Here is a 15,785-nt window from a genome sequence, read left to right as displayed (position 1 = left end):
TATTATACAAATAACCATCTGTCACTATTTAATTACATTCTTATTAGTTAGTGGGTGTAATTATTTCGACACTGATTTTATAGGCTTTATTTTGTTTTTAAAACAGTGTAAGCCCAATGTCTGCAACCAATTAATTGGTTGAAAAACGTTTTTTGACAACATCCCAAATTTCATTTAGTATCAAAATTTGCTACATCATTAAACCATTAAACTTCTGCAGCCGTTTTTTATAAAATAACAACACCCGAGAACTAATTATTATACTCTATTACCAATTATCATTTTGGGTCATCTTCGGATTATTGTTTAACTCACTTTCAGGAATTGGAAAGTAATTGTATTTTGCTGAGTAATTATTGTAGCCCTCTCTTAAACTTTCTTTAATCACTTTCTCTAATGTACCCCATCTTCTCAAGTCATACCAATGAATCCCTTCACGAGCAAACTCAACATTTCTTTGATGCATAATTTCGTCCATCATTTGAGTTTGACTCCATCCTGTCATTACAATACTGCTTAGCTTCGCTCTGTCTCTAATTCTTTTAACTAAAGGGATAGCACTTGCTACTTTTCCTTGCATGGTTTGCGCTTCTGCAAGCATTAAAAGTACATCAGCATAACGCATTGCATATTCATTCAATTCTGATTTCCAATCTCCCTCATCGTTATTCCACCAGTTTTGGTTTTTTCTTATCCAAATGGAATTTGCACCAAATTTTGTTGCAAAATCAGCATTATAATACATGCTTCCTGGGTAGTTCCATGCCAAAGTAGCAGTAGCTCTTGGATCAAAACCTCCATCTACTGTTTTTTCTTTGGTCATTGCATTTAATAATGTTTTGGTAGGCAATAACTCAAACCAACCACCTACTTCTCCAGGAGCACATTCTTGAGCCATTGTTGTAGCCCTAGTTCTTTGTGAAGGCTCTCCTCCCCAAATAGTAGCTCCACCTACTTTACTAAACTGAATTTCAAATACTGACTCTTTGCTGTTCTCATGTTTACCATCAAATAATTGAGCATAATCATCCAAAAGACCAAATCCATTCGTCCCTTCATTATTCACTAATTTAGCAAATTGCTCTTCGGCTTTTGCCCACTCTTTTCTATATAAATAAGCTTTTCCAAGATATGCAATAGCAGTGTTTTTAGTTACTCTTCCTTTTAAAGCCGCAGGATATATTTCTGGTAATGGACTAGTAGCTGCTAATTGAAAATCAGCAATTACTAGGTTCCAAACTTCATCTTCAGTCGACTTTTCTTTAAAGTAATCAGATGGGTCTTTTACTAAATCAGTAAATATTGGTACACTTCCAAATTCAATTACTAAATTAAAGTAATTCAACCCTCTTAAAAAACTAGCTTCGGCAACTAATTGCGCTCTTTTTGTTTCGTCAATGTTTTGGATTTGAGGAGCATAATTAATAACCTGATTGGCACGAAATATACCTATGTACATTGCTTTAAACATCCCAGTAGTTTCTGCCGTACTAGGACTGTTTTTATAAGTAGCAACTGCAAAACGTCCAGGAACGTCATTTCTAGCAATAAAGTTTTCTGTTCTATTCTCTTTTAATTGCATGGCTTGGATTTCCCAATACCCTGCATTATTATTATCTACTAAGGTATTATATACCGTAGCCAATCCAGACTCAAGATCTGCTGGAGTTTGCCAGAAAGATTCTGCTGTTAGTTTATTTGGGTTCCCAAATTCAAGGTTGTCTGAACAAGAACTTAGCGTTACAAGTCCACCCATAAAAAATACTATGATTAATTTCTTTTTCATTTTTGTCGATTTAAAAGTTAAGTTGAATTCCAAAAGTAATTGTCTTGCTTAACGGATATGATTTATAATCAATCCCTCTGCCTCCAAGTCCATCACTTGAAACATCTGGATTATAACCTGTATACTTAGTTAAAGTATGCAAGTTGTCTCCGGCAACAAATAATCGGCATCTATCAATCGCTAATTTTTGAATTAAGCTATTTGGGATTGTATAGCCAACTTGAATCGTTTTAATTCTAAAGTAAGAACCATTTTCAAGAAAACGATCAGAATAGTCTGCTCCATTATCATTTAAGTCATCAATATCCAACCTTGGAAAATTTGAGTTTGGATTAAAAGTATAAGAATCTAATGTTGCGCTAGAGTAATTAATATTAGCTCTCACTGTAGCTAAATCAGTATTATTACCATTATATATCATATTCCCTTGTGTTCCTTGAGCTGCTATAGTAAAATCAATCCCTTTCCAATCAGCTGTCAGGCGTAATCCATATTCGAAATCTGGGAAAGCACTTCCTCTATACTGTCTATCTGATCCATCAATTTGCCCATCGCCATTAAAGTCAACATATCTGATGTCTCCTATTTGTGCTCTAGGTTGGATTGGATTTCCATTTAAATTATGTGCATCCAATTCTTCTTGTGATCTGAATAAACCATCCGTCTTAACAAGGAAAAAAGAATAAATAGGATACCCTACTTTACTATACGTTACTGCTGCACCATGGAATGAGCCACTAGAACCTGCAAGAATTTGACTTCCTGTGCTTAAATCTTCTACACGATTTTTCACACTGGAGATATTAGAACTAACAGAAAAGTTAACTTCTCCTACTTTTTTATTATAGGTTAACCCCAATTCAAACCCTTTATTTGAAACTTTACCCGCATTAGTATAAGGGTCGTTACTTGAACCAACAGACAAAGGAATTGGCACACGTAAAAGTAAATCTGTTGTGTTTTTTTCAAAATAATCAGCTGTAAGATCCAATTGACCATTCCACATCGATAAATCAACACCAACGTTAGCGGTTGCAGTTGATTCCCATTTTAGACCAATTGCAGGATATTCTTGTTGAATGTTTCCAATCCATAATGAATTTGGCTCACCCACTGCGTAACTTATTCCTGGAGAAATCAAACCAAGATATTGGTAATCTCCAATTTCTTGATTCCCTAATACACCATAACTAGCACGTAATTTTAACTCAGATATAGGTAAGTTTAACTTAGTAAAAAAATCTTCTCGGCCAATTCCCCATGCTGCAGATATAGATGGGAAATTTCCCCATTTATTTTCTGGACTAAAACGAGAAGAACCATCACGTCTAAATGTTGCTGTAAAAATGTATTTGTTGTCATATGAATAAATGGCACGACCAAGAAAAGATAGTAATTTACTTTCACTAGCCAAACCAACAATCGAAGGATCTTCTGCTCCAGCTAGAACAAAGATACCATCAGGTAATCCTGAAACGGAGCCTGAAATTGAACGGAATTTATTTTCATATATCGTATGTCCTACTAACAGATTTACAGAATGTTTTCCAAAAGTTTTTGCATAATTCAACGTATTTTCTATTTGATAATACTGATTCATATCACTTCCTTCTGCCAAAACATTCTTTAAATTCTTAAAGAAACCACCCACTTCATAACGTGGAGTGTAAGTATAAGCCTTGTGTTCAGAAATGGTAGCTCCCACATTTAACTTATATTTAAAACCATCAAAAAAGCTTGCCTCAGCATAGGTATTTATTAATGCTTGATAAGAATCATTTTTCACATCTAAAAGATTCAAAGCTGCAACTGGATTAAATATATCTGTAACTGAGCCAGAAGCACCTCCGTAACCTCCGATGGCGTTTTCATCGTAAATTGCAAAACCAGGAATCATTGATATTGCAGATCCTACAACGTTTGTTCCTTGTCCTGGTACTCCAGGTAAATCTTTTCTTTTTTCTTTGGTCAACATCACTGTTTCTCCAATTTTAAAGATCCCTTTTTTATATTCAGATTTAACCCTTAGATTAACTCGGTCATAATTTGTTTCTTTTATAACTCCCTCTTGATTAAAGTAGCTTAAAGACATATTATATTTTACATTATCAGAACCTCCTGAAAGTCCCAATGAATAATTTTTAGTTGGAGCCGTTCTATATATTTCATTTTGCCAGTTTATACCCGCACCCGAAACTTCTGGGTTTAGAGCAATATCCAACGGCTGTTTTCCTGCTGCAGTATAGGCTGCAGTACTTACTTTTGCCCATTCCTCTTGATTTAACAAATCTAACTTTTTAGCTACGCTTGCAGACCCAAAAGAAGAATTGAAAGATACTTTCATATCTCCCTTTTTACCACTCTTTGTAGTAATTAAAATAACCCCATTTGCAGCTCTAGACCCATAAATGGCAGCAGCAGATGCATCTTTCAATACTTGAATAGACTCAATGTCATTTGGATTCAAATTATTCATTGATGCTACTGCAATATCATCAACCAAAATCAAAGGATTATTATTGTTTAATGATCCAGCTCCTCTAATCTGGATTTTAGTTCCAGAACCTGGAGCACCTCCACCTGATTCTACTGTTACACCAGCAATTTTTCCCTGAATTGCACTACCTAAATTCGTGTTACTTTGAGCGTCTAATTGTGATGCTTTTAAGCCTCCAACAGCTCCAGTCATATCACTTTTCTTGATAGTACCATATCCAATAATAACAACTTCATCTAAAGTGTTGTTTTCTTCATTTAATACTACATTAACGATTTTTCTACCTTTAACAGCCTCTTCCACTTTACCATATCCAATGTAAGAGAATACTAATGTTACATTAGAATCACTTACATTTAATACATAATTTCCATCAACATCAGTCATGGTACTATTGGTAGTCCCTTTGACAAGTACAGAAGCTCCAATAATAGTTTGAGACGTCTTTTGATCGATAACAGATCCCATAACCGTATTTTGAGCTTGCAAACTAATACAAGAAATCACAATCAAAATAGATAAAGTGAGTTTAGAAGTTAAGAAAGTTTTAATCCTTAACATCTGATTTACGTTCTTCATGGTTTTCATAAATTCATGTTTTTAATAATTGGTTGGTTAATATTTTTTTTTGCTTAATCATTCTTAAAAAAAACACACAAAAGTTTTGCAACCCTACTTAAAAAGAAGGAAATTTAAATTGAGCTCTAATTCAATTTTTAAGTGTATATTTTAAAAGATTTTTTTTACTATAGGCGCGTTTTATAATGAAGTTCTGATTGGTTTTTCAGAAGTCCCGCACTTTTCTCAGGGGTAATATCTCTTTGTGATTCTCCCATCATTTCATATCCTACCATGAATTTTTTTACGGTTGCAGAACGTAATAATGGAGGATAAAAATGCATATGAAATTGCCATTCTGGATGTTCCTCACCATCAGTTGGAGCTTGATGAATTCCTGAGGAATATGGAAATGAAGTTTCAAAAAGATTGTCGTATTTTATAGTTAATTGTTTTAAAATAGCTGCAAAATTCGATACCTCATCTTCTGTAAAGTCAGTGATTTTTGTCAAATGACGTTTACTGATAATCATTGTTTCGTAAGGCCAAATAGCCCAAAAAGGAACCAATGCTACAAAATGATTATTCTCTATTACAATACGCTCATTTAGTTTTAGCTCTTCTTGCAAATAATCCTGCAATAAGTTACTTCCGTTTTTGTCTAAATATCCTTTTAAATTGTTTTGCGTTTTCTCTACTTCTGTTGGTAAAGAGGATTGTGCCCAAATTTGTCCATGCGGATGCGGGTTACTGCATCCCATAACACTTCCTTTATTTTCAAAAATTTGAATGTGATTGATGTAATCAACAGCACCTAAATTCGTATATTCTTTTTGCCAAGTATGAATAATATTTTTAATACCTTCAACTGGCATTTCAGGCAAAGTCAAGTTGTGTTTTGGCGAAAAACAAACTACTCGAGAAATTCCTCTTTCAGGTTTTACTTTAAAAAAAGTGTCCTTTTTATTTTCTTTAAAAGTAATTTCCTCTTGCTTTAAAGCGGCAAAATCATTTTCGAAAACAAAAGCATTTTTATATGATGGATTTACTTCTCCATTGGCACGTACATTGCCTGGACATAAGTAACATGTTGGGTCATATTCCGGCAAAGATCCTGAGGTCACTTTTTCATTTTGACCTTGCCAAGGACGTTTCGCACGATGCGGAGATACTAAAACCCATTCATTGATTAATGGATTATAGCGTCTATGTGGATCTTCATTGATATCAAAATTTCTCATCCTAATTATTTTTATAAAGTGATGTCCCGTTTCCGATTTTGACATCATAAATTTTTAATTCTATTCCAAAAGTCTCTAGATAAAGTCCCGAAAGTTGTTTTTTGATTCGGTTTTCATGTCCTTTTTTAATTAAGTTGATGGTACAGCCACCAAAGCCACCACCCATTAATCGGGAGCCTACAACTGCATCTTCACTTTTAAGCGTATTGACAATCATGTCAAGTTCGGCGCAACTTACTTCATAATCGGTAGACAATCCTTCATGTGTTTCAAACATTAATTTTCCTAGTGTTTCAATATTTCCGTTATCCAATGCTTCACAGGCTTCGATAACACGATTGATTTCTTTTACCACGAAAAGACTCCTTTTATAAACATTAGGACTCATTACATTTTGCAATCCTAAAATATGTTGCTCTTTACAATCTCTAAAACTAGTAATCTCTGGAAAATTATTTTTAATGATAGCAATACCCTCTTCGCACTGTTCTCTTCTTTCATTATAGGCCGATGTCATTAATGAATGTTTCACATTCGAATCAAATAAAATCAAAGAATAATCATTAAAATCAGCATTATGATATTCATATTCCAATGTTTTACAATCAATTTTTATTACCTTATTTTCTAAACCCATCACACTAGAAAATTGATCCATGATTCCACAATTAATCCCTACCCAATGTTCAGCACTTTGCCCCATTAAAGCGATATCAACAGGTTTTATGTTCAAATTAAAAAGCGCATTTAGTCCAAATAAAAAGCCACACTCTAAAGCTGCAGAGGATGATAACCCAGAACCAACTGGAATATTACTGCTAAAAACACAGTTGAAACCTTCAAACTCAAAACCTTTTATTTTCAATTGATTGATAACCCCTCTCACATAATTAGTCCAAACATTGTCGGTCAATTCAACTGAATCTGCAAGGTTAATTTCGAATTCATCATTAAGATCAATTGCGATTATTCTTGATTGATTTGTATTGTTTTTCTCGAAAGCAAAACAAATAATTTTATCAATTGCCGCTGGCAAAACATAACCATCATTATAATCAATATGTTCTCCAATAATATTAATCCTTCCTGGAGAAAGCACAATTTTTTCTGCAGTAGTACCGAAGGTTTCCTGAAAAAAAGCGGTCGTTTTGTTGATTAATAATTTGTTCATTTTCTTTAAATTACTATTATTTTTAAATTTTTAAAATTTGTTATTTCTAAGCCACACTTGACGCTTGAAAAGCAATTATATTTTTTTAAGACCTTTCTTTTTTCAAAAACCTAGTTGAGCTATCCTATTCAGCTTTATTTTTATTTCGTAGATACTAAATTCAATTTACCACTCTTAAGCCCGGCTCCGTTTACTTCAAGGTTAACATCACCAGCAGTAGTTATAGATTTTACAAGCACTACTAACTTTCCGCTAAAAAGTTTCATGGTGTCTTTATGAAACATTTCAAGTGAAGTAGCATCACCATTGCAGGCTGCCCTATAAGTACCTGCTCCTGTAACTTTAAATTTTAATTGGTTTGTTGCCGTAGGGCACGGAATTCCATTTTTATCAACTACTGATACTGTGACAAAAGATATATCTTCACCATTAGCAGTGATTGTTTTTCTGTCTGCGTCTAAAACTATTTGATATGGCTGACCAGCAGTTTTTACTTCTTGTTCAGCAACGGCTTTTCCATTGTCGTCATAAGCCACCACTTTCACCGTTCCTGGCTCATATTTCACAGCCATCCACATTAAACGGTAGCGGTTTTGTGGAGTACTGCTATCTTTTTTCTGTACTCCCATACTTTTACCATTTATAAAAAGTTCAGCGCTGTTGTAGTTCGTATAGACAAAAACAGGAGTAATCTCTCCTTCACGACCTTCCCAGTTCCAATGCGGCAAAATATGAAGAGTTGATTCCTTCGTATTCCAACGGCTTCTGTATAAATAATAGCGATCCTTAGGTAAACCCGCTAAATCGTTAATCCCAAAATAAGAACTTCGAGACGGCCAGCTTTCATCATAAGGTGTAGGTTCACCCAAATAATCAAAACCTGTCCAAACAAATTCACCAATTACCCAAGGTTTATCATCTTGTAGTACAAAATCTTCATCTGGTACATTAGACCAGCTACAGGCTTCCAAATCATAAGATGAAGATTGAAAGTCAGGATATTGCTTCATTTTTTCTTGAACCACCGGAAATTTATAAATTCCTCTAGAACTTACAGTTGAAGCTGTTTCTGAACCTAAAATAAAACCTTGTGGAAATTTCGCAAAGGCTTCATCATATAAATGCACACGATAGTTTAAACCTGGAACATCCAACACTGCTCCAAAACCAGATTCCATAGTCGCTTTAACTTGATCCATACCCACAGTTACTGGACGTGTTGGGTCTTCTCTATGGAATATATTTTGCAACCATTTGGCTCTTTTTACACCTGCTTCTCCCCATTGATCAGGCACTTCATTTCCAGCACTCCACATCACAATCGAAGGATGATTTCTTGTTGCATGCACTAAATTCACGATGTCTTTTTCGGCATATTGATCAAAAAAACGGTGATACCCATTCTCCACTTTTGGTTTTGCCCATTCATCAAAACTCTCTGCCAAAAACAAAAAGCCCATTTCATCAGCCAATTCCAGTTGTTCAAAAGAGGGCATATTGTGTGAACTACGGATCGCATTGCAACCCATATCTTTTAATATCATCATTTGTCTGCGCAAAGCAGCTTTATTTACTGCAACTCCTAGTGGACCAAGATCGTGGTGCAGACAAACGCCTTTAAATTTAGTTACCTTCCCATTTAGACTAAATCCTTTATTGGGCTCATATTTTATTTCTCGAATTCCAAAAGGGGTTGAAATCACATCTTTCAGTTCTTTACCAACATACAATTGGGAAACCGCTTTATACAAATAAGGGGTTTCAGGACTCCATAATTTTGGCTTTTCAACTTTTATATTTTGATCAAACTCATTTCCGAATTGAATTGTCGACTCCTCAGAGTTTAGTTTATGTCCTTCGGCATCAAAAATAGTGGTGACTAAACGACTATTTTTCCCAGAAGTTTTTGTCTTAATTTTAACTTTAGCAACTTCATCACTTATAAAAGGTGTCGTTACAAACTGTCCCCATTGGTCAATACTCACGTTATTTTTTATAATAACACTTACATTTCGATATAAACCAGCACCAGGATACCAACGTGAAGCAAATTCTTTATTGGTTAGTTTTACTGATAAAGTGTTCTCTCCTTCTTCTACAAATTGGGAAACATCAAAATAAAAATAGCTATAGCCATACGCCCATTCTCCTATTTTTTTTCCGTTCAAATACACTTGAGGTTCGCTCATTGCCCCTTCAAAAAGTAAAATTATTTTCTTCCCTTTTGAATCTTTAGATAATGTGAATTTATTGCGATACCAGGCAGTTCCTGTGTGAGGTAAAGCTCCTGTACGTCCGGTTTTTTCGGTAGCTTCATTTTCTCCGTTTTGAACAATGGCAACACTCTGCTTATCTACATTTTTATCAAATGGCCCGTATATTGCCCAGTCATGTGGAACAGTTACAAATTCCCATTTCGAATCATTAAAATTTACTTTATACGCCTCTTCAAAATCACCTTTTTGAAATTTCCAATTCGTATTTAATTTTATTTTTGATCGTGACTGTGCTTGAATTTCACCAGAAGAAAAACCCAATACAATTAGCAATAGAAAAAGTATGTTGTTTATAATTTTAATCATTTTAAAAAGATTGAAATTTATAAATTGTTTTATGATGATAAAATTCTTCTTTTTTCAAAACTGAACTTGGAAAATGTTCGTGATTTGGAGCGTCAGGAAAATTTTGGGTTTCAAAACAGATTCCACTTAAAGGATGATAATCCCAATTTTCTTTACCTTTCACTTCATTAAAACAATTGCCTCCAACATAAATATGAACTCCAGGTTGATCTGTATAAACAGTCATTTTTAGCATATTACTTTTGTTGAAAAGTGAAGCTGCAAACTCCTCTTTATTATCTAAAACAAAGGTGGTATCAATTTCTGATGGACTTTTTTTGGGACTACTAAAATCAAATGAAGAACCGGCAATGTTCAAAAATTTTCCTGTTGGAATATTTTCGTTTGTAGTTTCCAGAGTTCTTTTAGAATTAACTATTAACTCTTGCTCTAATATGTCTGATTTGTGACCATCAAGATTAAAATAACTGTGATGTGTTAAATTCACAATAGTGTCTTCACTTGAACTTGCTTGGTATTCTATAATTAATTCATTTTCTTCCGATACCGTATAGGTTAGCTTTACTACTAAATCTCCAGGATAATTTTCTTCTCCATTAGGGCTTAAACAACTTAATGTAATCGATGGGTTTTTACCTTCAGTCGAATTTTCTACAGTCCAAATTTTTTGGCTAAAGTTCTCAATCCCTCCATGTAGCGAATGATTATTATTGTTTTTATTTAATAAAAATGCTTTCCCATTCAAATTAAATAAACTGTTATTTATTCTTCCAGCAAATCTCCCCACTGTTGCTCCAAAATAAGGAGGACTTTTCAATTGAAAAGATTTTAGATAGGCTTCTAAATTATCGAACCCTAAAACAACATCAATAAGCTCTCCAGTTTTTAATGGCATTTTTAATGAGACTACGGTAGCTCCATAGTTTATAACGGTTAATTTCATACCGTTTTTGTTACTTAAATCAAAAGACTCAATAACCTCCTCGGCAGGTGTCAAACCAAACAATTTCATTATATAATTAGTCATAAAATATGATATGTGTTTTATTTCTATTCTTTTTTTATCAATATTAAAAATCAAAATTAGAATAATAATTCACTTTTACATACCAGTACCTACCAGTTTTTGTATATTGCAAAAAAAATCAGTCTCATGAAAACAATTTCCATTAAAAACAATCTTGGGATACCCAAATACAAGCAGATCATCTCATCAATAGAAAAAACTATTGAAGATGGCAAACTAAAAAAAGATGAAAAATTACCTTCTATAAACAAAGTATGCTTAGAATTCTCATTGTCCCGCGACACTGTTTTACAGGCGTATGAAGAATTAAAAAAAAGAGGAATAATCTATGCTATTCTCGGAAAAGGGTACTACGTAAAAAGCACTGAAATAAGCACTAAACACAGGATTTTCTTATTATTTGAAGAGCTAAATATCTTTAAAGAAGACATCTACAACTCTTTTTTGGAAAACATAGGAAAAGAGGCCCAAGTTGACATCTTTTTTCATCATTTTAACATCCAAGTTTTTAAAAAACTAATAAATGAAAGCAATGGAAACTATACTAAATATATTATAATGCCCACCAATTTAGTTGAGGCAGCATCCGTTATAAAAACCCTACCGGTTAACGATGTTTACATATTAGACCAAACAAATCCTGATTTAAAATTGTATCCTGCGATATACCAAAACCACCTTAAAGACATCTACAATGGCTTACTTAAAGGAAAATCTAGATTAAATAAATACAAAAAAATTATCTTAATATTTCCTGGATTTCGAGAACCATTAGGAATGAAAATTGGTTTTGAAAATTTTTGTAAAGACCACAATTTTAGCTATGAAATAATTTCAGATTTTAAAAATAGAGAACTAAAAAAGGGCGAAGTGTATGTTATTCCGACTGATCGTGATTTAGTAAGCGTGATTGAAAAATCAAAGCTCCAAAACCTAAAATTAGGTAGTGATTACGGGATTGTTTCATATAACGAAACTCCATTGAAAAAAATTGTTGAAAATGGAATTACGACTATTTCCACAAACTTTGAAGCAATGGGGAAAATTCTAGCGCAAATGATTCTCAAAGGTAAAAAAGAACAAATTGAGAATGAGAGTGCTTTGATTATTCGAAACTCCTTGTAAAAAAATTACTGTTGATAGGAATAGTTATATAGGAGGGACTGTAAATGAAATCTAATTAAAAAATAAAAAGGACCATTAGCAATAGGTGAATTAAAGTAAGTTATCGATGGTGTATGAACTGATTGTTTGCATGTAGTAACTACATTATATGTTTTAGTGGTAGTTTTTAAACAAAAAAAATAATTTTTGGTTTAAATGAAAGCTAAATTAATTAAATCGTATAATTTCATTATGTTTGTTTGAATTTATGCCTACTTAAAAAACAAAGAGATTTGCGAGGATATTTTTAATCTAGCCTGTCCTTTGTGCTCATATTTTTTCTTCTAGCTATACAAGCTTCCCGTGCTCAAGTCATACTTAGGGCAAATTTCTAGAAGATAAATTTCTTATGAAGCAGCTATTATTTCTAGCTTCTAAGTTAAATTCCATTTCTTGTATTTCATATCTCAAATATTTAAGTTTGAAATTTCAAATAACACTCCGGACTATTAAGGGCTAAACTATATGATACTTCGGAATTTATTGAGCGTTTATTCCTCTTTGAGTTGCGTTTTCTAAAATTCTAAAATAATTTTTAAGACGAAAAAAAAATTACATAATCGCATTATTATTCATCAATTACCTACATTAAAAAGAATTATAATTCTTTCAACGCTTTTAAGTATGCTTGGTGAGCAAGTATCGGCGTTTTAAATGTCCCTAAATTTCTCTGACAACCATCAATACAAATGTAACTTCTGAAACCTTTGCCGTTTTTTGTGATCCCAGTGTAACCATATTTGTTTTTAGCGTCTTTCGTGGTGTTTTCTCTGTTTGAAATAATTTGTAAATTGTCTTTGTTATTATTCATACTATTATTATCTATATGATCAACAATACTTGTTTTATTTCTCAAATCTAGATTTAGGAATGCTGCTGCAACTAACCGAGACCCATACATTCTATACTTTCTCCCATCCTTTCTTAAATTATAGATTACTCTTGTTTTATTAAATTTTCCATGGTCTTTTTGAACTGATCCTTTTAGTTGTCGCTTGTGTTTATTTCTCAATTTCCCAAATGACGATACCTCGTAATTTTCAAAATTTGGTACAATTTTCCATACTTCTATTGTTTTTTTATCTTCACTGATCATTTTATAAGTCATTATTTTTATGAATTATATATAATGCGGTGAAGTTGCTTTTTTTTAGGTATGGATTGTTTATACAATTACCAGTATGATTAAATAATGCAAAGCTTATCCTTCAATCGGTAAAATATTTTATATGCTAATTGGAGTAATGTGTACGCAGATATTTAAGCACATTAAGATTTTTGTAATTTTGATCTTAGATAATTTACGTTAAGGTTATGTTTCGTCCTTAATAACCTATACAGAGTATTAAACCAAAATATTTAATTAAGCAATCGAAAATTCGTTTTACCAAAGCTTTTGTTTTGATCTAAACATTTTTTACTTATCAGGTCAATCCAGCAAAACTGTATTATGTTTTTTCTTTGGAAAAAAGGACGACTGGGGCTGGACTCGAGGTCTGGTTATGTATTGTTCACATTATGAGGGTTGTAGGTTGTTGTTGTTGTAAATTCCTCACTCAAATTCCTCACGGAGTGAGGAATGAATTCCAATAAAAAAACCCTTAAGCAATTGATGTTTAAGGGTCTGTATGTAGCGAAGACGGGAGTTGAACCCGTGACCTCAGGGTTATGAATCCTGCGCTCTAACCGACTGAGCTACCTCGCCAAATGTTCAAAGAATAACAATCCCTGAACGCGGGTGCAAATATAAAAATTATTTTAGAGCATACAAGCAAAAATCAAAGAAAAAAAAATATTTTTAAAAACGTTTTTTTTATGGCATTATATTCTATATATTCGAAAAAAATATAAATGTAGCTCATGGATTTAAAAGTACGTTACGAAATAGAGTTCCCCATAAACTCTTCTCCTCAATTATTGTATCAATATATTTCGACTCCATCTGGATTGTCGGAGTGGTTTGCAGATAATGTGAATTCTCGAGGTGAGTTTTTTACGTTTATATGGAATGATTCTGAGGAGAAAGCTAGGCTTGCCTCAAAGAAATCAGGCGAAAAAGTGAAGTTTAAGTGGGTGGACGGTGATGGTAAGGATACAGAGTATTTTTTTGAGCTTCATATTTTAGTTGATGAATTAACCAAAGATGTTTCTTTAATGGTGGTTGACTTTGCTGAAAAAGATGAAGTTGATGAAGCAACGCAGCTATGGGAAAATCAAATATCAGACTTAAAACATCTAATTGGATCTGTATAGTAAAATTGTATATTATAACTTACATTTGCCCTAAACTAAATTTAGGGCTTTTTTTATGATTAATTTTAATGGAACTATAGTATCTCAGGATAGTAATATATTGACACAGAATCGTGCTTTTTTATATGGCGATGCCGTTTTTGAAACGGTTAAAATCGTAAACTCTAAAATTCTTTTTTTAGAAGATCATTATTTTAGGTTAATGGCGTCCATGCGTGTCGTTAGAATGGAAATTCCTATGAATTTCACTATGGAATACCTTGAAGAGCAAATTCTCTCTGTAGCGGCTAATAATTCGTTGTCAAGCTCCTCTCGTGCTAGAATTACTGTTTTTAGGAACGATGGCGGGTATTATTTACCGCAAATTAATACAGTCTCTTATTTGATTCATACGATCGGAATAGAAGAAAGGCTCTATTCATTCAGTCAGGAGAACTATGAAGTAGATTTGTTTAAAGATTTTTATGTGACTAAACAATTGCTTTCTTCGATAAAAACAACAAATAGAATTCTAAATATTACCGCAAGTATTTTTGCTAGTGAAAACGGATATGATAACTGCTTACTATTAAACGATAGTAAAAATGTTGTAGAAGCAATTCAAGGGAATATTTTTATGCTAACGGGCAGTAAATTGATTACTCCTCCAGTTTCTGAAGGTTGTTTAAATGGCGTTATGAGAAAACAGATTTTGGAATTCGCTAAAAAGGTGGACAATTTAGAGGTAGTAGAAGAGGTGATTTCCCCTTTTGATTTACAAAAAGCAGATGAGTTGTTTATTACAAACGTGATAAAAGGAATACAACCTATAACAAAATACAGAAAAAAAGAGTTTGATGTTGTCTTGGCAAAAGTATTATTGGAAAAATTAAATGAAGTAGTAAGTGCAACTTAATTTAAATAGGGGTTTTCTGGAGCGTTAGACCAAATCATATAGTCGCCTCCTAATTCTAATATTTGTTCTTTCCAGAAATGTGCTGAGGACTTGCCGATGATTTTATTTTTATAACTATTTGGAGCAATAATCCATGAGTTTGACGCCATTTCCATCTCTAATTGATTCTCTTCCCAGCCTGTGTAGCCTAAAAAGAAACGGATATTGTTTTTGTTTATTTTTCCGTTATTGATTAGTGCTTTTGTAGACTCAAAATCTCCGCCCCAATAGATGCCATTAGATATTTCTATACTATTTGGTATTAATTCGGGGATATTGTGGATAAAATAAAGGTTGTCTTGCTCAACCGGTCCTCCATTATAAATTTTAAAAGAGGCATTAATTTCTGGGAGTAGATCATTGATCGTGTATTTCAATGGTTTGTTTATGATAAAACCTACTGATCCGTCCTTATCGTGGTCTGCTAATAAAATTACAGATCTATTAAATGATAGATCTCCAATTATAGAAGGCTCTGCTATAAGTAGTTGTCCTTTTATTAATTTTTCTGAAATCATAATACCGTAATTTTTTTAATAAATTTAAGAATAAATAAGAGAAAAAACCAAATA

General features: G+C 33.0%; 11 protein-coding genes and 1 tRNA gene. 3 read left to right on the top strand and 9 right to left on the bottom strand.

Annotation, left to right across the window (positions count from 1 at the left end; genetic code table 11):
• Nucleotides 1-268: 268 nt before the first annotated feature.
• The 6 genes from AAC069_RS13375 to AAC069_RS13350 all read right to left on the bottom strand — a co-directional run bounded on the left by AAC069_RS13375 (nt 269) and on the right by AAC069_RS13350 (nt 10,862).
• Nucleotides 269-1,786, bottom strand: a complete 1,518-nt coding sequence (locus AAC069_RS13375; protein ID WP_339920958.1) for a RagB/SusD family nutrient uptake outer membrane protein — start codon at nt 1,784-1,786, stop codon at nt 269-271.
• A gap of 10 nt (nt 1,787-1,796) precedes the next feature.
• The gene (locus tag AAC069_RS13370; RefSeq protein ID WP_339920957.1) at nt 1,797-4,871 is read right to left on the bottom strand and encodes a TonB-dependent receptor; all 3,075 of its coding nucleotides are present in this window, start codon (nt 4,869-4,871) and stop codon (nt 1,797-1,799) included.
• 158 nt (nt 4,872-5,029) lie between these two features.
• Nucleotides 5,030-6,082, bottom strand: a complete 1,053-nt coding sequence (locus AAC069_RS13365) for a UDP-glucose--hexose-1-phosphate uridylyltransferase (RefSeq protein WP_339920956.1) — start codon at nt 6,080-6,082, stop codon at nt 5,030-5,032.
• 1 nt (nt 6,083) lies between these two features.
• Nucleotides 6,084-7,253: a galactokinase gene (gene galK, locus AAC069_RS13360; RefSeq protein ID WP_339920955.1), complete on the bottom strand. Its 1,170-nt coding sequence runs from the start codon at nt 7,251-7,253 to the stop codon at nt 6,084-6,086.
• Between the two features lie 140 nt (nt 7,254-7,393).
• Nucleotides 7,394-9,835 (bottom strand): DUF4982 domain-containing protein, encoded by a 2,442-nt coding sequence (locus AAC069_RS13355; protein ID WP_339920954.1) that lies wholly within the window; start codon nt 9,833-9,835, stop codon nt 7,394-7,396.
• A gap of 1 nt (nt 9,836) precedes the next feature.
• Nucleotides 9,837-10,862, bottom strand: a complete 1,026-nt coding sequence (locus tag AAC069_RS13350; protein ID WP_339920953.1) for an aldose epimerase family protein — start codon at nt 10,860-10,862, stop codon at nt 9,837-9,839.
• A gap of 126 nt (nt 10,863-10,988) precedes the next feature.
• Here AAC069_RS13350 and AAC069_RS13345 point away from each other — a divergent pair, with 126 nt between their 5' ends.
• Nucleotides 10,989-11,987 carry a GntR family transcriptional regulator gene (locus AAC069_RS13345; RefSeq protein WP_339920952.1) on the top strand — a complete coding sequence of 333 codons (999 nt, stop codon included), beginning with the start codon at nt 10,989-10,991 and terminating at the stop codon, nt 11,985-11,987.
• A 637-nt stretch (nt 11,988-12,624) separates the two neighbouring features.
• Here AAC069_RS13345 and AAC069_RS13340 read toward each other — a convergent pair.
• Both AAC069_RS13340 and AAC069_RS13335 read right to left on the bottom strand, forming a co-directional pair.
• Nucleotides 12,625-13,134, bottom strand: a complete 510-nt coding sequence (locus tag AAC069_RS13340; RefSeq protein WP_339920951.1) for an NUMOD4 domain-containing protein — start codon at nt 13,132-13,134, stop codon at nt 12,625-12,627.
• Nucleotides 13,135-13,657: 523 nt separating this feature from the next.
• A tRNA-Met gene (locus AAC069_RS13335) sits at nt 13,658-13,731 on the bottom strand.
• Between the two features lie 155 nt (nt 13,732-13,886).
• On the opposite strand from AAC069_RS13335, the gene AAC069_RS13330 reads away from it, so the two are divergent.
• Entirely contained in the window at nt 13,887-14,279 is a 393-nt protein-coding gene (locus AAC069_RS13330) for an START-like domain-containing protein (protein WP_091092413.1), read from the top strand.
• 55 nt (nt 14,280-14,334) lie between these two features.
• Nucleotides 14,335-15,174, top strand: a complete 840-nt coding sequence (locus AAC069_RS13325; RefSeq protein ID WP_339920950.1) for an aminotransferase class IV — start codon at nt 14,335-14,337, stop codon at nt 15,172-15,174.
• Here AAC069_RS13325 and AAC069_RS13320 read toward each other — a convergent pair.
• Nucleotides 15,171-15,731: a YqgE/AlgH family protein gene (locus tag AAC069_RS13320; RefSeq protein ID WP_339920949.1), complete on the bottom strand. Its 561-nt coding sequence runs from the start codon at nt 15,729-15,731 to the stop codon at nt 15,171-15,173. The genes AAC069_RS13325 and AAC069_RS13320 overlap by 4 nt on opposite strands.
• Between the last annotated feature and the right edge of the window lie 54 nt (nt 15,732-15,785).

Origin of the sequence: uncultured Flavobacterium sp. (genome assembly GCF_963974175.1) — a bacterium.
Classification (GTDB): domain Bacteria; phylum Bacteroidota; class Bacteroidia; order Flavobacteriales; family Flavobacteriaceae; genus Flavobacterium.
The sequence above is the reverse complement of the archived record's forward strand: the minus strand, read 5'-3'. Positions and strand labels throughout refer to the sequence as shown.